The 21,570-nt window shown below is 64.0% G+C and carries 19 protein-coding genes and 3 pseudogenes; 11 read left to right on the top strand and 11 right to left on the bottom strand.

What is annotated here, in order from left to right; genetic code table 11:
- The first annotated feature begins 33 nt into the window (after positions 1 to 33).
- From ABH924_RS07125 to ABH924_RS07110, 4 genes and pseudogenes are all read left to right on the top strand, one after another.
- Positions 34 to 1,686 carry an AMP-binding protein gene (locus ABH924_RS07125; RefSeq protein ID WP_404497820.1) on the top strand — a complete coding sequence of 551 codons (1,653 nt, stop codon included), beginning with the start codon at positions 34 to 36 and terminating at the stop codon, positions 1,684 to 1,686.
- Between the two features lie 14 nt (positions 1,687 to 1,700).
- Entirely contained in the window at positions 1,701 to 4,100 is a 2,400-nt protein-coding gene (locus tag ABH924_RS07120) for a bifunctional salicylyl-CoA 5-hydroxylase/oxidoreductase (protein ID WP_404497819.1), read from the top strand.
- A 94-nt stretch (positions 4,101 to 4,194) separates the two neighbouring features.
- Positions 4,195 to 5,663: pseudogene (locus ABH924_RS07115) on the top strand (Re/Si-specific NAD(P)(+) transhydrogenase subunit alpha); the annotation flags it as partial.
- 70 nt (positions 5,664 to 5,733) lie between these two features.
- Positions 5,734 to 6,009 (top strand): hypothetical protein, encoded by a 276-nt coding sequence (locus ABH924_RS07110; protein ID WP_404497818.1) that lies wholly within the window; start codon positions 5,734 to 5,736, stop codon positions 6,007 to 6,009.
- 968 nt (positions 6,010 to 6,977) lie between these two features.
- Here the strand turns inward: ABH924_RS07110 and ABH924_RS07105 are convergent.
- Positions 6,978 to 7,718: an SDR family oxidoreductase gene (locus ABH924_RS07105; RefSeq protein WP_404497817.1), complete on the bottom strand. Its 741-nt coding sequence runs from the start codon at positions 7,716 to 7,718 to the stop codon at positions 6,978 to 6,980.
- 409 nt (positions 7,719 to 8,127) lie between these two features.
- On the opposite strand from ABH924_RS07105, the pseudogene ABH924_RS07100 reads away from it, so the two are divergent.
- Positions 8,128 to 8,496: pseudogene (locus ABH924_RS07100) on the top strand (alpha-amylase); the annotation flags it as partial.
- Between the two features lie 160 nt (positions 8,497 to 8,656).
- Here ABH924_RS07100 and ABH924_RS07095 read toward each other — a convergent pair.
- On the bottom strand, positions 8,657 to 9,451 hold the full coding sequence (locus tag ABH924_RS07095; RefSeq protein WP_404497816.1) for an oxidoreductase: 795 nt from the start codon (positions 9,449 to 9,451) through the stop codon (positions 8,657 to 8,659).
- A 237-nt stretch (positions 9,452 to 9,688) separates the two neighbouring features.
- Here ABH924_RS07095 and ABH924_RS07090 point away from each other — a divergent pair, with 237 nt between their 5' ends.
- On the top strand, positions 9,689 to 10,537 hold the full coding sequence (locus ABH924_RS07090; protein ID WP_404497815.1) for an alpha/beta hydrolase: 849 nt from the start codon (positions 9,689 to 9,691) through the stop codon (positions 10,535 to 10,537).
- 433 nt (positions 10,538 to 10,970) lie between these two features.
- Here the strand turns inward: ABH924_RS07090 and ABH924_RS07085 are convergent, their stop codons facing one another.
- On the bottom strand, positions 10,971 to 11,291 hold the full coding sequence (locus ABH924_RS07085; RefSeq protein ID WP_404497814.1) for a type II toxin-antitoxin system PemK/MazF family toxin: 321 nt from the start codon (positions 11,289 to 11,291) through the stop codon (positions 10,971 to 10,973).
- Positions 11,288 to 11,590, bottom strand: a complete 303-nt coding sequence (locus ABH924_RS07080) for a hypothetical protein (protein ID WP_404497813.1) — start codon at positions 11,588 to 11,590, stop codon at positions 11,288 to 11,290. Before ABH924_RS07080 ends, ABH924_RS07085 begins: the two co-directional genes overlap by 4 nt.
- A 34-nt stretch (positions 11,591 to 11,624) precedes the next feature.
- On the opposite strand from ABH924_RS07080, the gene ABH924_RS07075 reads away from it, so the two are divergent.
- A complete protein-coding gene (locus ABH924_RS07075) occupies positions 11,625 to 11,846 on the top strand; it encodes a hypothetical protein (protein ID WP_404497812.1) in 222 nt (73 codons plus the stop codon).
- Positions 11,847 to 12,069: 223 nt separating this feature from the next.
- Here the strand turns inward: ABH924_RS07075 and ABH924_RS07070 are convergent.
- The 3 genes and pseudogenes from ABH924_RS07070 to mca form a co-directional block, all read right to left on the bottom strand.
- Positions 12,070 to 12,288 (bottom strand): annotated as a pseudogene (locus ABH924_RS07070) (DUF255 domain-containing protein); the annotation flags it as partial.
- A complete protein-coding gene (locus ABH924_RS07065) occupies positions 12,266 to 12,616 on the bottom strand; it encodes a hypothetical protein (RefSeq protein WP_404497811.1) in 351 nt (116 codons plus the stop codon). The pseudogene ABH924_RS07070 and the gene ABH924_RS07065, both read right to left, overlap by 23 nt.
- A 70-nt stretch (positions 12,617 to 12,686) precedes the next feature.
- Positions 12,687 to 13,592 (bottom strand): mycothiol conjugate amidase Mca, encoded by a 906-nt coding sequence (mca, locus tag ABH924_RS07060; RefSeq protein WP_234751321.1) that lies wholly within the window; start codon positions 13,590 to 13,592, stop codon positions 12,687 to 12,689.
- A 129-nt stretch (positions 13,593 to 13,721) separates the two neighbouring features.
- On the opposite strand from mca, the gene ABH924_RS07055 reads away from it, so the two are divergent.
- Together ABH924_RS07055 and greA are read left to right on the top strand one after the other, a co-directional pair.
- A complete protein-coding gene (locus ABH924_RS07055) occupies positions 13,722 to 14,180 on the top strand; it encodes a DUF4307 domain-containing protein (RefSeq protein WP_404497810.1) in 459 nt (152 codons plus the stop codon).
- 153 nt (positions 14,181 to 14,333) lie between these two features.
- Positions 14,334 to 14,828, top strand: a complete 495-nt coding sequence (gene greA, locus ABH924_RS07050) for a transcription elongation factor GreA (RefSeq protein WP_234751319.1) — start codon at positions 14,334 to 14,336, stop codon at positions 14,826 to 14,828.
- Positions 14,829 to 14,971: 143 nt separating this feature from the next.
- On the opposite strand, the gene ABH924_RS07045 is transcribed toward greA, so the two are convergent.
- Genes ABH924_RS07045 through ABH924_RS07030 form a run of 4 tightly spaced genes read right to left on the bottom strand, consistent with a single transcriptional unit; the run spans position 14,972 to position 19,168 of the window.
- Positions 14,972 to 15,595 (bottom strand): rhomboid family intramembrane serine protease, encoded by a 624-nt coding sequence (locus ABH924_RS07045; protein ID WP_404497809.1) that lies wholly within the window; start codon positions 15,593 to 15,595, stop codon positions 14,972 to 14,974.
- Positions 15,596 to 15,608: 13 nt separating this feature from the next.
- Positions 15,609 to 16,847 carry a threonine ammonia-lyase gene (ilvA, locus tag ABH924_RS07040; protein ID WP_404497808.1) on the bottom strand — a complete coding sequence of 413 codons (1,239 nt, stop codon included), beginning with the start codon at positions 16,845 to 16,847 and terminating at the stop codon, positions 15,609 to 15,611.
- 3 nt (positions 16,848 to 16,850) lie between these two features.
- Positions 16,851 to 18,176, bottom strand: coding sequence for an AI-2E family transporter (locus ABH924_RS07035; RefSeq protein ID WP_404497807.1), 1,326 nt, complete (start codon positions 18,174 to 18,176; stop codon positions 16,851 to 16,853).
- Between the two features lie 41 nt (positions 18,177 to 18,217).
- The gene (locus ABH924_RS07030; protein ID WP_404497806.1) at positions 18,218 to 19,168 is read right to left on the bottom strand and encodes an aldose 1-epimerase family protein; all 951 of its coding nucleotides are present in this window, start codon (positions 19,166 to 19,168) and stop codon (positions 18,218 to 18,220) included.
- A gap of 102 nt (positions 19,169 to 19,270) precedes the next feature.
- On the opposite strand from ABH924_RS07030, the gene galT reads away from it, so the two are divergent.
- Both galT and galK read left to right on the top strand, forming a co-directional pair.
- The gene (gene galT / locus ABH924_RS07025) at positions 19,271 to 20,404 is read left to right on the top strand and encodes a galactose-1-phosphate uridylyltransferase (RefSeq protein WP_404497805.1); all 1,134 of its coding nucleotides are present in this window, start codon (positions 19,271 to 19,273) and stop codon (positions 20,402 to 20,404) included.
- Positions 20,401 to 21,570 (top strand): galactokinase, encoded by a 1,170-nt coding sequence (galK, locus tag ABH924_RS07020; RefSeq protein ID WP_404497804.1) that lies wholly within the window; start codon positions 20,401 to 20,403, stop codon positions 21,568 to 21,570. Before galT ends, galK begins: the two co-directional genes overlap by 4 nt.

Below are 21,570 nucleotides of genomic sequence, written 5' to 3'. Positions count from 1 at the left end.
ACATCAGAAGCACGAACCATAGAAGGAGTGGCCATGAGCACATCGGCCCATGTGGACACATTTACCCGGGACCACCTACCGCCGGCAGCGACGCTTCCGGCCCTCGAGTTCACCCTCCCGGAACTTCAGTACCCCGACCAGCTCAATGCTGCGGCGATACTGATCGATGACACCGTTGCCCACTACGGTGCCGACCGCCCGGCGCTCCGCACGCCCGAAGGCGAGGTCTGGACTTACGGTGAACTGCAGCTTTGGGCCAACCAGGCGGCCCAGGTGCTCACCGAAGACTTCGGTGTCGTCCCGGGCAACCGCGTGATGCTGCGCGGACCCAACAACCCCTGGATTGTTGCAGCCTGGCTCGGCGTGCTCAAGGCAGGTGCCATCGTCGTCACCACCATGCCGATGCTGCGGGCAGCCGAGATCCAGACACTGATCCAGCTGACCAAGCCAGTCGTGGCGCTCTCGGACCACCGGTTCATTCAGGACCTGGCCGCGGCCGCGGATGCCGATGTGGCCGTCGTCGCCTACGGAGGCACCGGCATCGGCGATTTCGCCGCCCGCTGCGCAGTCAAGAGCGGAAGGTTCACCGCGATCGAAACGGCAGCGGACGACGTCGCGATTCTGGGCCCCACCTCAGGCACCACCGGCACCCCCAAGATCACGATGCATTTCCACCGCGACATCCTGGCGATCGCCGACACGTTTGGCCGCCACATCCTCCAGCCCACAGCCGAGGACGTCTTCGCGGGCTCGCCACCGGTCGCATTCACCTTCGGACTTGGCGGCCTGGTGATTTTCCCGCTCCGCTTTGGGGCCTCCGTGCTGCTGACTGAGCGTGCAACGCCCGTGGAACTGGCAGAGAACGCGGCTGCGGCCGGTGCATCAATCCTCTTCACGGCACCCACCGCCTACCGGGCCATCCTCAAGGCCGGGCGCGGGGAACTGCTCAGCCGGCTGAGGGTCGCAGTCTCGGCCGGCGAGCACCTGCCCAAAGAAACGTGGCAGGCCGTCTACGATGCCACCGGGGTCCGGCTGGTCAACGGCATCGGGGCCACGGAAATGCTCCACGTGTTCATCTCTGCTACCGGTGATGACAGCCGGCCCGGTGCAACGGGGAAGGCCGTCCCCGGGTTCCGGGCGGCCATCCTGGACGAGGACGGCTCCGAACTGGGACCGAACCAGCCCGGCAGGCTTGCCGTCGTCGGACCCACCGGCTGCCGCTACCTCGATGACGAGCGCCAATCCCGCTACGTCGCCCACGGTTGGAACATCACCGGCGACACCTTCGTCAGGGACGAGGACGGCTACTTCATCTACCAGTCCCGCTCCGATGACATGATCGTCTCCTCCGGCTACAACATCGGCGCCCCGGAAGTGGAGGCCGCCATCAATCAGCATCCCGATGTCCTGGAGAGCGCCGTCGTCGGGCGGCCGGACCCGGAGCGCGGAACCGTGGTGTGTGCCTTCATCGTCCTTCGCGACGGCGTCGACGGCGACGAGGGGAAGCGCAAGGAAATCCAGGACTTCGTCAAGCAGACGATCGCTCCGTACAAGTATCCGCGCGATGTGCGGTTCGTTGCTGAACTGCCGCGCAACCCCAGCGGGAAGCTGCAGCACTTCAAGCTGCGGCAACGCCTCGAAAACAACAACGACCAGCTGGCCCACGCGGCAGCACCCCAGGCCTAGAAGGGACCCGATCCATGAAGATCGCAATCGTCGGAGGCGGCCCCGGAGGCCTGTACTTCGCAGCACTGATGAAGCAGCTCGACCCGTCACACGACATCACCCTTTGGGAACGCAACGCCGCCACAGACACCTTTGGTTTCGGCGTCGTGTTCTCCGATGAAACACTTGGCGGCATCGGCAACGCCGATCCCGTCGTGGCCGAATACATGAGCCGCCGTTTCGCCCGCTGGTCGGACATCGACATCCACTTCGGCGAAGAGACCGTGACGGTGGGCGGCCAGGGGTTCGCTGCCATGAGCCGCAAGGAACTGCTGGAACTGCTGCAGCGCCGCTGCATCGAACTCAACGTCGACGTACGCTTCAGCACCATGGCGCCGCCCGTTGAGGAACTCGAAGCCAATTACGATCTTGTCCTGGCCGCCGATGGCGTCAACTCGCAGATCCGGGCCAAGTACGCCGAATCCTTCCGGCCCAACCTGGACCCCCGCACCAACAAGTTCATGTGGCTCGGGACGGACCAGGTGTTCGAGGCCTTCAAGTTCTTCGTGAAGGAAACCGAGTGGGGCGTCATGCAGATCCACGGCTACCCGTACTCGGATGAGGGGTCCACCTTCATCGTGGAAATGCACGAGGACGTCTGGCGTGCGGCGGGCTTCGACGAGACCGCCAACGAGGTCTTCCCCCCGGGGGTCTCGGACGAAAAGGCGATCGCCAAGATCCGCGGGATCTTCGCCGAGGAGCTGGACGGCTACGAAGTCCTGTCCAACAACTCCAAGTGGATCAACTTCACCACTGTCCGCAACGAGAGCTGGCGCCACAACAATGTCGTGTTGCTCGGCGACGCCGCCCACACCGCCCACTTCTCCATCGGTTCCGGCACCAAGCTCGCCATGGAAGACTCGCTGGCCCTGGCCGCCTGCCTGCACGAGCACCCGGATGTTGAGTCGGCCCTGGTGGCCTATGAGGCGGAGCGCCGGCCCGTGGTCGCTTCCACGCAGCGTGCAGCGCAGGCATCGCTGGAGTGGTTCGAGCGCATCGGCCAGTACAAGGACCAGGACCCCACCCAGTTCGCCTTCAACCTGCTCACCCGCAGCCGCCGCATCACGCAGGAAAACTTGCGCCTCCGGGACCCCGAGTTCGCCGAGGCCGTGGACCGCGACTTCGCCGAATCCCAGGGCCTCTCCGAGGTTGCACCGGCCATGTTCCAGCCATTCCGCATCGGCGGGCTGGAACTGAAGAACCGCATCGTGGTCTCCCCGATGGACATGTACTCCGCCGTGGACGGCATCCCCGGGGACTTCCATAAGGTCCACCTGGGGTCCAAGGCCCTCGGCGGTGCCGGCCTGGTCATGACCGAAATGGTCTGTGTTTCCGAAGCAGGGCGCATCACCCTCGGCTGCAGCGGGCTGTACACGGACGTCCAGCGCGACAGCTGGAAGGAAATCGTGGACTTCGTTCACAGCCGTTCAACCGCCAAGATCGGCGCCCAGCTGGGCCACTCAGGCCGCAAGGGCTCCACCAAGCTCATGTGGGAAGGCATCGACCAGCCACTCGAGTCCGGCAACTGGTCCACGGTCGGCCCGTCGGCCCTGCCTTACGGTCCCGAGAACCAGACGCCCGCCGAGTTGGACCGGGCAGGCATGGAGGCCATTAAGGCGGAATTCGTCGCCTCGACCCTGCGCGCCGAGCAGGCAGGTTTCGACCTCCTGGAGATCCACGCCGCCCACGGCTACCTTCTGTCCTCCTTCCTGTCGCCGGTCTCCAACAAGCGGACCGACGAATACGGCGGCAGCCTGGAGAACCGGCTGCGGTATCCGCAGGAAGTGTTCGGCGCCGTCCGCGCGGCATGGCCGGCCAGCAAGCCTGTTACGGTCCGCATCTCCGCCACAGACTGGATCGAGGGCGGCAACACTTCCGACGATTCGGTCGACATCGCGCGGGCATTCGTGGCCCATGGCGCCGCGGGCATCGACGTCTCCACCGGCCAGGTTGCCAAGGAAGAACAACCGGCTTTCGGCCGCAGCTACCAGACGCCGTTCGCCGACCGCATCCGCCAGGAAGTTGCCGCTCCGGCAGGCGTGGCTGTGATCGCCGTTGGTGCCATCTCCACGTACGACGACGTCAATTCCGTCCTGCTTGCGGGCCGGGCCGACCTCGTGGCATTGGGCCGTACGCACTTGTACGATCCCCAGTGGACGCTGCATGCAGCCGCCGAACAGGAATACCACGGCCCCGGCGCCCAGTGGATTCCCCAGTTCAGGGCCGGCCGCCGCAAGCCGCCGAGCTCCCGTACCGACGCCGTGCGGCCCCGTCTGTCCCTCCTGCGGGAGCCGGACTCCGAGGCAACGCCGGCGCACCTCCGCTGGACACCGGCCACCGTGGCCAAGGAACCCTCACTGCTTCCGAGCAACTAGCACGCCAAAATCCTGTGGGTCTGCACCGAGAAGGGGCAGGCCCACAGCACTGTGAGGACCGGAAATCCCCCAAATACTGCATCAGGAGAAGAATTTGACACGCATTGGCATCGTTGCCGAGTTAGGCCACGAGACGAGGGTGGCTGCGACGCCGCCCACCGTCAGGCAACTGCTGGAGTTAGGCTACGAGGTCGTGGTGGAGAAGGGCGCCGGGGAGCCGGCGGCCTTCCCGGACGACGCCTATGCTGCCGCGGGTGCACTGGTGGTGGGCGCAGACGAGGCCTGGGGAGCCGACGTCGTACTGAGGGTGAACCCGCCCACTGAGGAAGAGATCGGCCGGCTGGCCGACGGCGCTACCCTGATCGGGATGTTGAGTCCGGCGTTGCGGCCGGACCTTGTGGAGGCGCTGGCCCAACGGCCCATTACGGCGCTCGCACTGGATGCCGTGCCGCGGATCTCGCGGGCACAGTCGATGGACGTCCTGAGCTCCATGGCGAACATTGCCGGCTACCGGGCCGTCATTGAAGCAGCACATGAATTCGGCAGGTTCTTCACCGGGCAGGTAACTGCGGCGGGCAAAGTACTCCCGGCGAAAGTCCTGGTCGCAGGCGCCGGCGTCGCCGGCCTCGCGGCCATTGGTGCCGCGAGCAGCCTGGGGGCAATCGTACGGGCAACTGACCCGCGGCCCGAGGTCGCCGACCAGGTAAAATCCATTGGCGGGGAGTACCTCAATGTCGAGGTCGCTGAAGCCATGGAAAGCTCCGACGGGTATGCTAAGGCCACGTCCGAGGCCTACAACGAGCGGGCCGCCGAGATTTACTCCGAGCAGGCCCGTGACGTCGACATCATCATCACCACGGCCCTCATCCGGGCCGTCCCGCACCGAAGCTGCTGACAGCCGAGGACGTGGCCGGCATGAAGCCGGGCAGCGTCATCGTTGACATGGCTGCCGGTCAGGGCGGCAACGTCGAAGGCTCGGTCGCCGGGGAACGCGTGGTCACGGACAACGGCGTCGTGATCCTCGGGTACACCGACCTACCGGCCCGGTTGCCGGCCCAGGCGTCCCAGCTGTACGGGACGAACCTACTGAACCTGCTCAAGCTCCTCACCGAGGACAAGGACGGACAGCTTCGGATCGACTTCGACGACGTGGTGCAGCGCTCTGTGACGGTGGTGAGGGATGGCGAGAAGACCTGGCCCCCTCCCCCGGTTCAGGTCTCCGCCGCACCCGCAGTAAAGGCGGACGCCGCCCCGGCCGTGGACTCCGCCGGTGCCAGTGCGAAGAAGAGGCTGGGTGTTGCCGAAAAGGCCGGGCTCATCGCCGCGGGTATCGCGGTGCTGTTTGGGATCAATGCGGTCGCGCCGGCGCCCTTGCCGCAGCACTTCACCGTGCTGCTGCTCTCCATCGTCGTCGGCTTCTACGTCATCGGGAAAGTCCACCACGCCCTGCACACCCCGCTGATGTCCGTCACGAACGCGATCTCCGCGATCATCGTTGTCGGTGCCCTGCTGCAGGTCACCTCGGACAACCTCGTCGTGCAAATCGCCGCTGCGGTGGCCGTCCCTCGCCACCACGACCAATCTTCAGCGCCTAAATCAAAGACGACTTACGAAAGGCAAATCAGGACTTCTCATGATCACCACGATCGAACTTGACCGCTACTTCCACATCACTGGGCGCTCCCGGGCGGAAATCGAAGAGAGCATCAACACAGCTGTCGAGACGGCCCGCGTCCACTCGATGAGGGAGCGGTGGCAGGGCATTCTCGTGACACGGCACGAACCTGGCCTATACACAGTGAACCTAAGCGGCGACGTCCCTTACGGAGTAACGATGGAACGGGATCTGTGCAGCACCGGAGCCCGCACATACGGGGACACCGAAACCGCCATCCCATCTGTGGAATAACCGCCATTCTCAACCAACAGTCACAGTGAATCGCAGCGATAAATAGCGGCACTTCCGCAACGCTAAATCGCCGCATCGTCGAGCTCCGCCCTCAACGCACGCAGGTCGCCCGCAGGCTCAGGCAGGTGCTGCGTCCGCGCGACGAACACCGCGTTCATGTTTGACGTAAAGTCGGCCACCGCCCGCATGCCTTCTCACATACATGGTTAAGGACATGTACCCGGGGGTCTATGCGAGGGGTATGTTTTGCGTTCATAAACGAGGAGAAAAGATCCCTGCTAAATCAGCACAAACGGCCCCATCCCACTGCGATCACCACATGTTCACTAACCCTCGAGTTCCGACCCCGCGATGGAAAATGAGAAGATGTAAGGCGTCTCGGCACCTCCCGTCTCACGCACGGGAAACCCGGCGGCGAACCTAGCGGTTCTGGGACCCAGGGTTGTGACTGTTAACTTGGTTTGGCGGTTAAATCACAGCTAAAAATGGCGGTTTTAGGGTTCCGTTTGCGGAACCTCCGCCGGACAGGCCAGGCGCCGGTCCATGACGCGTCCTATATAAGCGGAATCGTGGGCCAGCCCCCGTCTCGGTCGTACGTGGCGTTGCATTCGGCGCCCGTCAGGCCAGTTCGTCGCTTCCCATGCTCAGGTAGTGGTATACCGTTGCCCGGCTGGCGAAGCAACGTCCTGGCTACCACACCCGACCCGGGCGGATGGCGCCGTCCTGCACCTCTGAGTGGTGCCGAAGAAGGCCTACCTCTCGTACCAGCCCTCGAGGAAGGCGCGTCCAAGGGTGCCGTTGAACAGGTTGAACATCAGCAGCGCGGGCGTTGCCTCTGGGTCAATCTCGATCTTCTCGGCGGCGAGGGCGAGGACCGCAAAGATGTAGCGGTGTTTTGGCGTACGCGATTAGCCCGGAGATTACCGACATCTGCTCCTCATCAGACAGGAGCATTTCACGGTGCAGGCTTAGACGGGCAGGTGAAAACCGCCGTTGGAATGCAGTAGCTGGCCATTGATCCAGCCGCCGCGTTCGGAGAGCAGGAAGGACACCAGGTTCGCAGCGTCCCGTTGTGTGCCAAGTCGACCAAGCGCGGTCTCGCTGCTCAGGGCCTCCTCGAGTTCCGGGCTCATCCAGCCGGTGTCGACCGGGCCCGGGTTGAGCAAGTTCGCGGTGATACCGAGGTGACCAAGTTCGCCAGCGGCCGCGATCACAATTCGATCAAGTGCGCCCTTGCTAGCACCGTAGGGAAGGTTGTGGGTTGTGTGGTCGCTCGTCAGCGCGACGATTCGCCCCAGTCCAGGTGCTGACGAGTACTGCTGCGCGAACGCTTTAATCAATAGCCAGTTGGCGCGGGTGTTGATGGCGAAGTGACGGTCAAAACTCTCGATGGACGTGTCATGGATGCTGCTGTCTACGGACTGAGCATGGCTGGCGACCAGCGCCTGGAGGGGCCCGAACTCGTTTGTGACCGCCTGCACCAACGTCGCGGGGCTCATCGGGTCTGCTAGATCGCTCTCGAAGGTGAAGGTCCTAGCCCCAAGTGCGTGCAGCTCCAGAGTGAACTCATCCACGAACCCCCGTTCCGGGCGGTGGTTGGCGAAGGCGATGTCCCACCCGTCCGCAGCAAGCTGACGGGTGATCTCTGTACCGATGGAGATTCGTCGGCCGACGCCAGTAATCAAGACAATGGGACGTTGAGGGGTCATCCCTTGATCCTAAGACATCTCTTTTCCTCGCCTGGCACGCCCAGAATATGGCATGGAGCCGGCATGTGCACCGGGGTTTTGCTAGGTGCTTCCTGGCCAGACGGCAGCAGTGGCACACACCGGCATTTCATTCTCACAACCTACCGGGAACAAGAACAACTGCCGGGCCGGAAGTCCGCCCCGGTGTGAATCGCAGAGCTATTTGGCGGTAAATTAGCAGCGCTTAGTGGCTGATGAGGAGGGACTCTCTGGCTGCGTTGACGATCTCTGGGGACAGGGTGCATATCCTGTATTTCTGACAGCGGAGATTTCGTATGGACGAATTTCTGACAACCAGAAGGGTCTCAGGTAATGGCGCATATCCACGGTACTGAATTGGCGAGGCTGAAGGCCGAGGTGTCGGTGGCGCGGCTGCCGCGTGCCGCTGCCGTGGACGGCCGGGGGCACCTCGTTCGGTTTCGGTGACGGCGAAGCGCACCTGCCGCAGCCGGCCTGGTTTGCACAGTACGCCGTATCGACCCAGGACGGTGTGGCCGGGTCCACCCTTGAGTTATACCGCAGCGCGCTGGAACTGCGCCGCGCGATGCAGAGCGAAGAAACGCTGGAATGGATCAAGTCCGCGGACAACGTCCTGCATTTCATCCGGCCCAACGGCTGGCAGTCGGTAACCAACTTCGGCACCGGGCCCGTCGAACTGCCGGCCGGCACCGTCGTCGTCAGCAGCAGCCCGCTGACGGATGGAAAGCTTCCGGCGGACACCACTGCCTGGATCATCTGACCCTTCATCGCGCAGGTCCCAGAAATGGACCATCTTCTCGGCAACGAGACGCTCGGAAAAACGATCAGCACGATCAGTCATCAACATCCTTCAATCATCAAGGTGTTGCGATGACCGCTTGAACCTGCCGTGGTATTTTTTCCGTTTTCTGAAGCGGCCTTTAGAGGGTTTTGATCAGTCCCCCGTCGATCAGGAAGTCGGCACCGGTGACATTGCCGGCCCTGTCGCTGGCCAGCAGCAGGACCAGGTCGGCGACCTCTTCGGGCTGGGTGAACCGGCCTGTGGAGAAGCCGCCCTGGCTGGCGATGATGTTCGCCTTGGCCGTCTCAAAGTCGACGCCGGTCGCCTTGGCCACCGTGGCCGCCACCCCCTTTTCGCCCATCCACAGCGGGGTTGCCACGGGGCCGGGACTGATGGTGTTGAAGCGCAGGCCCTGCGGCCCGAATTCCTTGGACAGTGCCTTGGACACGTTCCACACCGCGGCCTTGGCCGCCGAATAGTCGATCACAAACGGATCCGGCAGGTAGGCGTTGACGGAGGCGATCGTGACCACGTTGCCGCCGCCACGGCTGATCAACAATGGAATCGCCGCACGGGTGGTGCGGATGCCGGCCATCAGGCTGAGGTTTAAGGTCTCCAGCCAGTCCTCATCGCTGACTGCCAGGAACCCCTCCGTGCGCGGGGTGACGGCTCCGACGCTGTTGACCACAATGTCCAATCCACCGAAATGTGCCGTCTGGGCAACCAGCTCGGCCGGTCCCTGCGGGGTGGACAGGTCCACGCTGACGGCCAGGACGGCGCCCGTTGCGGCCAGCTCCGCCAGATCGGCGGAAATGCTCCGGGCCCCGGCCACGACTTTCGCCCCTTCGGCTACGAGTGCCTGGGTGACGGCCAGCCCGATCCCCTTGCTGGCGCCTGTGACAACGGCCACCTTGTCGGTCAAATGCAGGTCCATGGCGGTCCCGTTCCTCGCGAAGGCGCGGCAAGCATCCCCGGTGCAGGCACCCTTGCCCTAATACCCACTGACCGTAGAAGCCCGGAGGCAACGCTGTCAACGGCGTCGGCCCATCCCGTTGCTGCCGTAATTTCAACGGTTTCTCTGGCCGGGTCGATATGGCTGGATTAGTGTTTGTCGCGTAGGGATCGACTGTTCCCAGCTTATTGCGTTGCACCGGGCCCCAAGGAGTACGCCGTGTCAGTTATCACCGATCGAGAGCAGGCGGAACTGGACCGCGCCAACGCCTCCGGAAAACAGCCTGTGGTTTTCGTGCACGGCCTGTGGCTGCTGCCCAGCAGTTGGGACGCGTGGCGGACCCTCTTCGAAGAGCGTGGCTACACCACCTTGGCCCCGGGCTGGCCCGATGACCCCGACACCGTCGAGGAGGCCCGCCGGGTCCCCGGCGTCTTCGCCGGCAAATCCATCGGCGACATCACGGACCATTTCGCCGCCGTCGTCGGCAAATTGGAGAAGAAGCCGGTGCTCATCGGCCATTCCTTTGGCGGGCTGATCGTGCAAAAACTTGCCGGGATGGGCCTGGCCGCGGCCACGGCAGCCGTGGACCCGGCCCCCATCCGCGGGGTCCTGCCGCTGCCGCTGTCCTCGCTGAAGGCCGCCTCGGCCGTGATCTCCAACCCCGCCAACCGGCGCCGGCAGGTGATGCTCACTGAGAAGGAGTTCCGTTACGCCTTCACCAACGCCGTCCCGGAGGCGGAAGCCCACGAACTCTACGAGCTCTTCCCGGTGCCCGGTTCCGGGATCCCGCTCTTCCAGGCCGCATTCGCGAACCTGAACCCGCGCACCGAGGCCAGTGCCGACACCAAGAACCCCGAGCGCGGACCGCTGCTGGTGATCTCCGGGGAGGACGACCACACGGTGCCCTGGGCCATCGCCAACGCCACCTTCAAGCTGCAGGAGAAAAACCCCGGCGTGACCGAAAGCTTTGAGTTCCCGGGCCGCGGCCACTCCCTGGTGGTCGACTCCGGCTGGGCCGAAGTGGCCGAAAAAGTCCTAGAATTCCTGGGGCGGAACGCACCGGCCTAGAAAGGCCGTAGGCCGCACGGGATTCCGGGCTACCTCCGGGACAAAATCAGGGACTTCGGGGTTGCTTCAGAAAAAGGAAAAAATCGTACGCTAAGGGCGCGTGGAGAGTCAGATAACCACTGGACCGCAGGACATAACAAAATCAACCTAACAAAACGCTCTCGCCTTGAAGTGTCGTGATAGACCGCAGTGCGGCCCGGCCATACCCAGAATCCCCAGAACGACAAGGACTTTCGCCGCTTAGCGTTACTAGCGACGCAGATACTACTCAACCCCCGGCCTCGGTGCCCCCGACGATGTCGACCGTCTGCACCGCCGCGTCACCGAGCTGGAACACCACACCGCAGAACAACGCCGGCAACTCTCAGAACGCGACGACGAGCTCGACGCGACACGGGCCATGGGGAAGCGCCGCTTCACGATTAGGGCTTGATCAGAGCATTCCCAGAGCGGCCAGCAGTCCCTGATTCACCAGAGTCATCGTCTGCGGGGAGAAGGACGAGACGACGCTGAGCACTTCATCATCGTAGATGTTCTCGATGTCATCGCAGACCACGTACCCGTTCATGGCCTCCGTCTCGTTGAGCTTGACGATAGAGGGAATCGCTGGTTTATCTGACGTGGTCAGACGGGCGGCCAGTACTGAACCCAATTGGGCGTTACGCCTGTTGTTGGAGACAACAACGAAGAGCTTGGGCTCATCCAACCCCACCTCTGCACGAATGACCTGCCCCCGCAGATACGTAGGGCTCATCCTTCGTCAGCCCAGTGCGGACGACGACGGCGAGAGACGCTCTTGCGCTCGGCAAGATTCTGTTCCTGGGCAATGGCGGCATAACCATCTGCCTCGATCTGTTCGCGGACGGATCGCACTCCGGCTTCCCACACGGCGTGCATTACGGCGGCCTCACTGCTGGATTCCGCCAGCTGCTCACCGGCAAGTTCCCCGAGCGCCGAACGATGGGCAGGGGACGTCTTCAGGAGCTCCAGGTCCTTGAGGTCCTGGGCCGTGAGTGAGAAGTTCTTCCGAGTCGGACGTTCGAGCGTAGCCATGCATCAATAATTGCATCACCTTGTGGATTGCGCAATGAAGCAGAAGACGGCTTCAGTCAGCGATGCGATCGGTGACCAGTCCGGCCCGGTACATCGGCAGCCAATCCTCGCGCCCGGCACGGCCGATGACATGGCCCACGCGGGGCCTCCGGGCTCAGTACCGAGTGGACCGACAGAAATGTCTGCGGCGGTTTCCGGAGTCAACGGAAGCTGGGGCAGACCCGAACTCAAAGATGAGACTGTCGGCACCCACTGACACTTCTTCGTGGCAGAGCAGGCCCCTCACGAGACCCAGGTACCTGACACGCGCCGAGTCAAGGTTTGGACGGTCAACGTCGATCACTCCGTGATGCAACAAGGTGATGCATTAGGGCGCAGAATCGATGTCCTCAAGCGTCCTAGCACGACCCTCAAAAGCACGAAAAATGCCTAGGTCACGGGCGAGACGGGTTCAGTCGCCTGTAATCTCGGGACCTGTCGATGACGTGGCACCAGTGGCACGCGGCATAGCCGATAGAGAGAAAAACGGGAACATCGCGGGCCGCCGCGAACGCAAAGGCCTCATCGCCGAACGGCCGCCAGTGCACCGGATTGTTCGCATGCTGGCGGAGATAGGCGGACGGTTCCAAGCCGAGGGCGTTGGATGCCCCCGGCCATTCCCGGGTGGTGCCCGGGTCAGCGGGCTGCGGAGCCGGCATCGCCGTTGGACTCTTCAACGCCCGGCTTGCCCGAGACGACGCCGCCGGTCCCCGCGCCGCCGGTCCCCGCGCCGTCAGTCTCAGCGCCGTCAGTCTCAGCGCCGTCGGTCTCGCCGACAAGGGCTTCCTCAACCTGGGCGCGGTAGCGGACCCGCCGGATCCGGCGGACCATGTCAACGATCAGGAAGGTCGTGAGCACCACGATGAAGGCAGTCAGGACGAAACCCCAGGTCCCCGGGGTCACCTGGTCTTCCGACAAGCCGGGACGCAGCGACGGGGTCGGGGTAGGCGACGGGGTCGTGGCCAGGGCGATGAGAAAGTGGTGCACGGTTCAAACCTTCTATGGGAGTTTCCAGCCGGTTGGCGACTTCTACGCTTGATAGAAATCGCCGGCGATCCTATCTTAGCCCTGCGAACAGGTCCTTTTCCGGCAGTTCGGCCGGGATGCGGGAGTCGACCAGGGTGTAGTCCTCCCACGGCCAGGCCCTGCGCTGCATGTCCGGGGACACCGCGAAGAAGAAGCCGAGCGGATCAATCTGCGTCCGGTGCGCCCTGAGTGCGTCGTCACGGGCCTCGAAGTAGTCACCGCAATCCACTTGCGTGGTGGTCTGGTGCATCGGCCTCGGCGGAGTATGGCCTTCCGCATCTGCTTCCAGCCAGGAAGCCAGGCGTTCGGCATAAGGCGATTGCAGGCCCGCCTCTTCGAGTGCGAAATGCAAGGCACGGAAACGGTCGGGGCTGAAGGCGCGGTCGTAGTACAGCTTGCTCGGTGCCCAGCTTTCGCCTGTCCCCGGATAGCGCTCGGGGTCACCGGCAGCGTGGAAAGCTTCGACGGCAACCTTGTGGGCCATGATGTGGTCCGGGTGCGGGTAGCCGCCGTTTTCGTCGTAGCTCACTATGACGTGCGGCTTGAAGTCGCGGACCAGGCGGACGAGTGGTGCCGCCGCCCGCTCAAGGGGCTGAAGCGCAAAGCAGCCGCTAGGCAGGGGTGGCAACGGATCGCCGTCGGGCAGTCCGGAATCCACGAAACCCAACCAACGCTGCTTGATTCCCAGGACCGCGGCAGCTTGCTTCATTTCCAAGCGGCGCGCGCCTGCCATGTCCCGCTTCGGGTGCGGAGCCGACTCCATGGCCGGGTTCTGGATGTCCCCGCGGGAACCGTCAGTGCACGTAGCCACCATGACCTCCACGCCGGAAGCCGCATACATCGCCATGGTTGCCGCGCCCTTGCTTGACTCGTCGTCCGGGTGTGCGTGGACGGTGAGCAGCCGGAGCTGCGTGTCGGGGCTGGTGGATGTGCTCATCCGGTACGGTTCCTCTTTCCGGGTAATGCTGTTCTGGGCTTGCTGATGGCTGTGAACTGATCAGGCATTTCTAACGCGTGCGACTCCGCTGTGTGCGGGGAGGCGCCGGAAGCCCACTAAACTGGGTGGGTGACTTCGGAAGACCCATCGGGCACGGCGCTGCCGGCAACTACCAGCCTAGCCAATCGCTACGGCAGCCAAAAGCGCGCCTTCGGAGGGAAAACCAAACGGAACATCGTCATTGCCGTCCTCCTTGTGGCCATCGGGCTCTTGTTTTGGGTCACCACGTCTTCCTCGCAGTCGTCTGTGTCCTTCAAGGACATCGGCTACAGCGCCACCGACGCCACCCAGCTGTCGGTCGATTTCCAGGTCACCAAGAACCCCGATGCCACGGCAAAATGCGCGGTCAAGGCCTTGGACTCCAAATTCGCAGTGGTCGGCTGGAAAGTCGTCGAGATCGGCCCGAATGCCCCCAAGGCCGGCGCCGACGGCGGCCAGACAACCGCCCAAAGGACCATCCTTCGCACCGAGTCCGAGGCCGTGTCCGCCGTCGTGGACAACTGCTGGATTGTCGACAGCAGCAAATAGCAAAGGTGTGACCCGCGACTCAGTGAGCTTGGGTTTGTCCACAGGATTGACTACACTGGATCAATACCTTAACCCCGCTGAGTTGGTTGCTGAGTTCCACGAGTGGCCTGCACCGGCGGGGTCTTTGCTTGTCAGATCCATAAGGAGAAGTCCGTGTCGACCACCAACAGCGCGCCTGCAGCTTGGCTTACCCAGGACGCATTTGACCGCCTGAAGGCAGAGCTGGACCACCTTTCCGGCCCCGGCCGTGCGGAGATCGTGCAGAAGATCGAAGCCGCCCGTCAGGAAGGCGACCTCAAGGAAAACGGCGGTTACCACGCCGCGAAGGAAGAGCAGGGCAAGATCGAGGCCCGCATCCGCCAGCTGACCGCGCTCCTGCGCGATGCGCAGGTCGGCGAAGCTCCGGCCGACGACGGAATCGTCGAGCAGGGCATGCTCGTCGTCGCTCGTATCGCCGGTGACGAAGAGACCTTCCTGCTCGGATCCCGCGAAATCGCCGGCGATTCCGATCTCAACGTCTTCAGTGAGAAGTCTCCGCTGGGCGTGGCGATCATGGGCCACAAGGAAGGCGACAAGATCAGCTACGTCGCCCCCAATGGCAAGGAAATTCCGGTGGAGATTGTTTCCGCCAAGCCGTTCGCTGGCTGATAGTTCCGCGAAACAACGACGCCGGCCCACCCCTTTGCGGGGCGGGCCGGCGTCGTTGTTTCCGCCCAACTGACTCGCAGTTGTTGTCGTTTTGACGCGTCAAAACGACAACAACTGCGAGCTAGTTGGGCTGGGCTACGGCGTTAGTTGGGCTGGGCTACGGCGAGGGGACGTGGGCGCAGCAGCACTGCGGCCACCACTCCCCCAATGGCCCCGCCAAGGTGCGCCTGCCAGGAGACGATCCCCATCACCATGGGCAGCAAGCCGAACAAGATGCTGCCATACGCCAGGAAAAGCACCACGGACAGCAGGATTTGCCACCAGCTGCGGTTGAAGAAGCCGCGCACCAGCAGGAACGTGAAGAGCCCGAAAACCAGGCCTGAAGCGCCCACTGTCACCCCTCCCCCGCCAATGAGCCACACCGCAAGGCCTGAGCCTAGCCAGCTAAACGCAAGAGCCGTCAGGAACACCCGGAGACCGGACAGGAACACCAGGAATCCGAAGATGACCAACGGCAGCGCATTGGACAGGAGATGGCCGAAATTGGCATGGAGCAAGGGGAACGTCAGGATGTCGAAAACCCCGTCCACGCTCCGCGGCCGCAGCCCGAAGATGACGTTGAGGCTGTGCGACATCAAGGTGTTGACCAGTTCGATCACAGCCAACAGCGCCACGAAGCCACCCATGAACAGCAATCCGCCCCTGGCGCGCACGGCCAGTGAATCCTTGGCCGGTATCCGGCCGTCCCCGTTGCCGTGAAGCGCCATGGTCAGAAGCCCGTCAGTGCACCACGATCGGGTGGAAGCCCTCGGCGCGAAGGGCTGCCAGGACCTGCTCACTGTGCTCGTGGCCTTTGGTTTCCAGGTTGACGGTGATGGAGACGTCGCCCATGCTGATCGCGCCGCCCACCCGGGTGTGGTCCAAGCCGGTCACATTGGCATCGTTTTCGGCGATGATGCGGGCGATCGTGGCCAAGGAACCGGGCCGGTCATCCAGCATCATGCGCACGGTCATGTACCGTCCCGCCGCCGAGAGGCCGCGCTGGATCACCTTGAGCATCAGCATGGGGTCGATGTTGCCGCCGGAAAGGATGACGGCGGTGGTCCCCGGGTTTTCGATCTTGCCGTCCATGAGGGCCGCGACGCCGACAGCACCGGCCGGCTCGACCACCATCTTGGCGCGCTCCAGCAGGAAGATGAGCGCCCGTGCCAAGGAGTCTTCGCTCACGGTCACGACGTCGTCCACGAGTTCGCGGATGATGCTGAACGGCAGCTGGCCGGGGCGCCCGACGGCGATGCCATCCGCCATGGTGGAAACCTTCTTGAGCGGCACCAAGGCATCGGCGGCGAGCGACGGCGGGTAGGCGGCCGCGTTCTCAGCCTGTACGCCGATGATCCGGATCTCCCGGCCCAGTTCCCTGGCCCTTGCCTTGACGGCCACTGCGACGCCGGCGAGCAGGCCGCCGCCGCCAACTCCCATGAGGATGGTGTCGACGTTGGGGACTTGATCCAGGATTTCGAGCCCGACGGTGCCCTGGCCCGCCACGACGTCGACGTTGTCGAAGGGGTGGACAAAGACGGCACCTGTTTCGTCCGCGTAGCGCTGGGCCTCGGCCAGGGCCTCATCGACGTTGTGTCCGTGCAGGACAACTTCGGCGCCGTGGCTGCGGGTCGCAGCAAGCTTCGGAAGCGCTACACCGAGCGGCATGTAGATCCGCGCCTTGATTCCCAGGCTTTTCGCCGCCACCGCAACGCCTTGTGCATGGTTGCCTGCCGAAGCCGCGACCACGCCGCGCTTCTTTTCCTCGGCAGACAAGCGCGCCATGCGCACGTAGGCACCACGGACCTTGAAGGAACCTGCCCGCTGGAGGTTCTCGCATTTGAAGAAGACCTCTCCGCCTACCATCGCTCCGAGAGCCCGCGAGGACTCGATGGGGGTCTTGGTAATAATGCCCTCGAGCAGCTCCCGCGCCTTAAGGACATCGTCCAGGGTGACGGGCAGGGTATCGAGGGTATTCACGGGTTAGTCTCCTTTGTTGGTGTGCTCTGCGGCATCCTTGGGGAATGTCCGTTCCGCAGCCGCGTGCTGACCTGCGGCACCTTCGCCGCTGTTGGACCGTGCGCCCGCATTGGTGCCGGGACGGCGGATCTCCTTGATGGTGGGTTCCTCATCGGAGTCCGGTGGTGCAATCCCTGCGCCGGCGTACGCCGTCATCAGTCCTTCATCATGTTCCCACGTCCGCGCTGCAATATAGCGAACCGCCGTATTTGCTACGGCGAGGAGCGGGACGGCAAAGAGCGCTCCCGGGATTCCGGCCAGGTAGGAACCGGCTGCGACCGACAAGATCACGGCGACAGGGTGCAACGATACTGCTTTGCCCATGATGAGCGGCTGGAGGATATGGCTTTCGAGCTGTTGCACGAACAGCACGATGGCCAGCATGACGAGCGCGTTGACGGGACCATTGGCCACCAAGGCCAGGAGCACGGCGATGGCTCCCGTCACGAGGGCACCGACCACAGGGATGAATGAACTGATGAACACCAGGACACCCAGCGGCAGGGCGAGGGGAACCTGGATAATCGCTGCGCCGACGCCGATCCCCACAGCGTCCACGAACGCGACGAACATCTGGATGCGCACGTAGCTGACCATGGACGACCAACCGCGCCGGCCGGCGCCGTCGGCCGCCGCGCGTGCAGTCCTGGGCAGGAGCCCGACGATGAACCGCCAGATCCTGGATCCCTCCAGAAGGAAGAAGATCAGGATGAAGAGGGCCAGGACCATGCCCGCGGCAAAATGCCCGGCGGTACTACCGAACGACAGGGCACCACTGAGGATGCTGCTGCTGTTGTTCTGCAGGGCCGAGGTGGCGCTCTGGATGTAAGTGTCGATCTGGTCCGCAGTGAGATGCAGCGGTCCGTCAGCGAGCCACGCCTGGATTTGCTGGATGCCGGTAAGCGCTTCCTGCCACAGCTCGCCGAATCCCACAGCGAGCTGCCTGCCCACCAACGCCAGGGCTCCCGCAATGACCCCGAGGAACCCCACCACCGTGACGGCAACGGCCGCTCCATGCGGCATCCTGAGCTTCCTGAGCCACCCCGTGACCGGATAGAGCAAGCCGGCAAGAAGGGAGGCGACCATGAGCGGGATGATCAGGAAGCTGACCTTCCCCAACAGCCAAATAAGGGCTCCAACGACCACCAATATGAGGCCCACCCGCCAGGCCCAGGCGGCAGCGATCCGCACTCCATACGGGATGTCCTGCGCAATGTGATGCTCGGATACCGGCCTGGGCACGGTCGAAACGGGGTCACTTGATGGCGTGGCGTCCTGGGCTGGCGTCATTCACCCATAATTCCGCAGGGAGTGCCGGATGGGAAACGCATCTACAGCGCGCCCACGATTCCCCACCTCATGGTGAAGGTCTCCCCTGGTTCAAGCCACCGGAGGCCCTTCCCCGAGTTGAAGGCGTTCGCCGGACCGGTCATGGGCTCGATCGCAACGGCCTTCGAGCGGCCCGGAAAAGTATCCGTGACGAAAACGTGGACGTAGGCGCAGTTTTCGTCCTGCTCCAGGGAGACGCTCCGGCCATCCGGCGCCGACAGCGTTTGGCTGGCGATCCCGCCGTCGAACTCCAGATCCGTGAACGCCACATCGACATCCAGGCCGCCCACGCTCCGGCCGCCGCCAAAATCGAAATCACCGTCGACGGCCACCGAACTCCGCGGAATCAGGCGCTCGTCGGCCACGAGCCGCGTGCCTGCGTGGACAGTCAGGACCATCTCCTCCGGCGGAACGTCCCCCACGCGCAAGTATGGGTGCGCCCCAAGCACGAAGGGCGCGGGTGCCGCCGAATCATTGATGAAGCTCTGGGAGACCCGCAGTGCGAGCCCGGCGTCGATCTCGTAACGTACCTGGTGCCGGGCCAGGAAGGGGTAGCCATGCTGCGGGAAGATCACGGCTTCGAGGGTCACGGAGAATTGGTCTTCCGCAACGAGGGCGTAGGACGAGTTGCGCAAGAGCCCGTGGCTCGCGTTGTTGCGGGACACCTCCGTGATGTCCAGTTGCTGCTTCTTGCCGTCGAGATACCAGATCCCGTCCTCGATCCGGTTTGCCCACGGAGCCAGGGTAATTCCGGTAGCGCCGGGCGGAAGTTGCCCGTCGCCGTAGCTCTCGGTGAGCTGGACGCCGTCGCGGCTGAACAGCCGCAAACCTGCGGCGAGCTCGGTGACCACGGCGAGTGCGTCGCCGCGGTGGATCTCGAATTGGCGTCCGCTGGCAAAGCGGCGGGATACAGTCTCTTCGCCCGGCGCGGAAAACGGTGTTGTGGGAGGCATGGCACCACCGTACTGCATCCCGCGTGTTGTTTGATTCCATCGCCAATGTTCAATTTTGTTAGTTATTTTGCCTTTTTGAGCACTCTGTGACACCATAAATCCATGACTCGCCTTACCAGCACACGTCTCGCCGATGGCCGGGAGCTGATCTATTTCGACGACGCCGGCTCGCCGGAGCGCGATCCCGGCTCGCTGACGGATCACCGTGAGCTGCCGCCCCGGGCTGATCCGGGCGAGCTGCGCTACGACGCGCTGAGCGGCGAGTGGGTCGCCGTCGCGGCACACCGCCAAGGCCGCACCCATCTGCCGCCCGCGGACCAATGCCCGATCTGCCCCACCACGCCCGCGAACCCGTCGGAAATTCCCGCGCCGGACTACGACGTCGTGGTTTTCGAGAACCGTTTCCCCTCACTGGGCCCGGCGGTCGGGACGATTCCAGGCACCCCTGCTTGGGGAACGGCAGGCCCCGCCTACGGCCGCTGCGAAGTTGTCTCGTTCACCCCCAGCCACACCGGATCCTTTGCCGAGCTTGGCGAAACCAGGGCGCGCACGGTCATTGAGGCGTGGGCGCACAGGACCGAGGCACTCAGCGCGCTCCCTGGAATCCAGCAGGTGTTTCCGTTCGAAAACCGGGGTGCGGACATTGGGGTAACGCTCCACCACCCGCACGGACAGATCTATGCCTACCCCTACGTCACCCCGCGGGCGGCAAGCCTTGGCGCCGCTGCCAGCCGGCACTTCGACAACTCCAAGGGCCGGGAATCGCTGACGTCCTCGATCCTCAAGGCCGAACGGCAGGACGGGAGCCGCATGGTACTCGAAGGCGAGCACTTCAGTGCCTACGTGCCGCTCGCCGCCCGCTGGCCGCTGGAGGTGCACCTGGTCCCGCATCGCCAAGTTCCCGACCTCGCAGCCTTGAGCGGCGAAGAACGTGACGAACTGGCCCATGTCTACCTTGAGTTGCTCAAGCGCATGGACGCCTTGTATCCAACTCCGACGCCGTACATTTCCGCGTGGCACCAGGCACCCCTCGATGCTGCCTTGAGGCCGTCCGGCCACCTGCACCTGCAACTCACCTCCCCGCGCCGTGCCGCCGACAAGCTCAAGTACCTTGCCGGTTCCGAGGCGGCCATGGGAGCCTTCATCAACGACACCACGCCCGAATCCGTGGCAGAACGGCTGCGCGCCGTCGCCAGCCATTCGCAGCGCGCTATTCCCGAAGGGGCACCAGCATGACCTCCACTCCCGACGCCCCAGCGGTGAGCGCCCTGTCCGGGCTTTTCGAGTCGACCTTCGGTTCAGCCCCCGACGGCGTATGGCAGGCACCGGGACGCGTTAACCTGATCGGCGAGCATACCGATTACAACGAGGGTTTCGTGTTGCCTTTCGCGATCAACAAGACCGCGAAGGTTGCAGTCCGGATCCGCCATGATTCACGCGTCCGGCTGCTGTCCACCTTCGGCGAGCAGGGCCTCGTCGAAGCCGACGTGGACATGTTGGTTCCGGAAGCGGCCAAGGGCTGGACGAAGTATCCGCTCGGCGTGGCCTGGGCCTTGCAACAGCGCGGCATCCTTGTCCCGGGCTTCGATCTCCTCATGGATTCGGATGTCCCCCTTGGCGCGGGACTGTCCTCCTCGCACGCCATCGAATGCGCAGTCATCTCGGCCCTCAACGAGCTGACTGGCGCGGGACTCGGCGCCGAAGACATGGTCCTCGCAACGCAGAGGGCCGAAAACGACTTCGTGGGCGCCCCCACCGGAATCATGGACCAGTCAGCGTCACTTCGCGGGTCAAAGGGCCATGCAGTCTTCCTGGACTGCCGCGACCAGAGCGTACAGCTCGTTCCCTTCGACGCCCAGGAAGCCGGGCTCGTGCTGCTGGTCATCGACACCAAGGTCTCGCATTCGCATGCGGACGGCGGCTATGCCTCCCGTAGGGTTTCCTGCGAATTGGGCGCCCAGGTACTGGGAGTCCCGGCCCTTCGCGACGTTGGCATCGGCGATCTGGAGGAAGCCAGCGGCCTCCTGGACAGCACGACTTTCCGACGCGTGCGGCACATCGTCACGGAGAACGACCGCGTGTTGCAGACCGTGGAACGGCTCACGACGGACGGACCCGCCCACATCGGCAGGCTCCTGGATGCGAGCCATGCGTCCATGCGCGATGACTTCGAGATCTCGTGCCCGGAACTCGATCTCGCGGTGGAAACCTCCCGCGCCCACGGCGCCATCGGTGCCCGGATGACAGGAGGCGGTTTCGGCGGCTCAGCTATCGCCCTCACCCCGGTGGGCCATGAGCAGGATGTGCGCGACGCCGTCGTACGCGCCTTCGCGGCGGCCGGTTTCACGACGCCGGACATCTTCACCGTGACTCCGGCCGCCGGGGCCACACGCCTCGCCTGA

Source organism: Arthrobacter sp. GAS37 (assembly GCF_044908325.1).
Lineage (GTDB): Bacteria > Actinomycetota > Actinomycetes > Actinomycetales > Micrococcaceae > Arthrobacter > Arthrobacter ramosus.
This window is presented reverse-complemented; position numbering and strand designations above follow the sequence as displayed.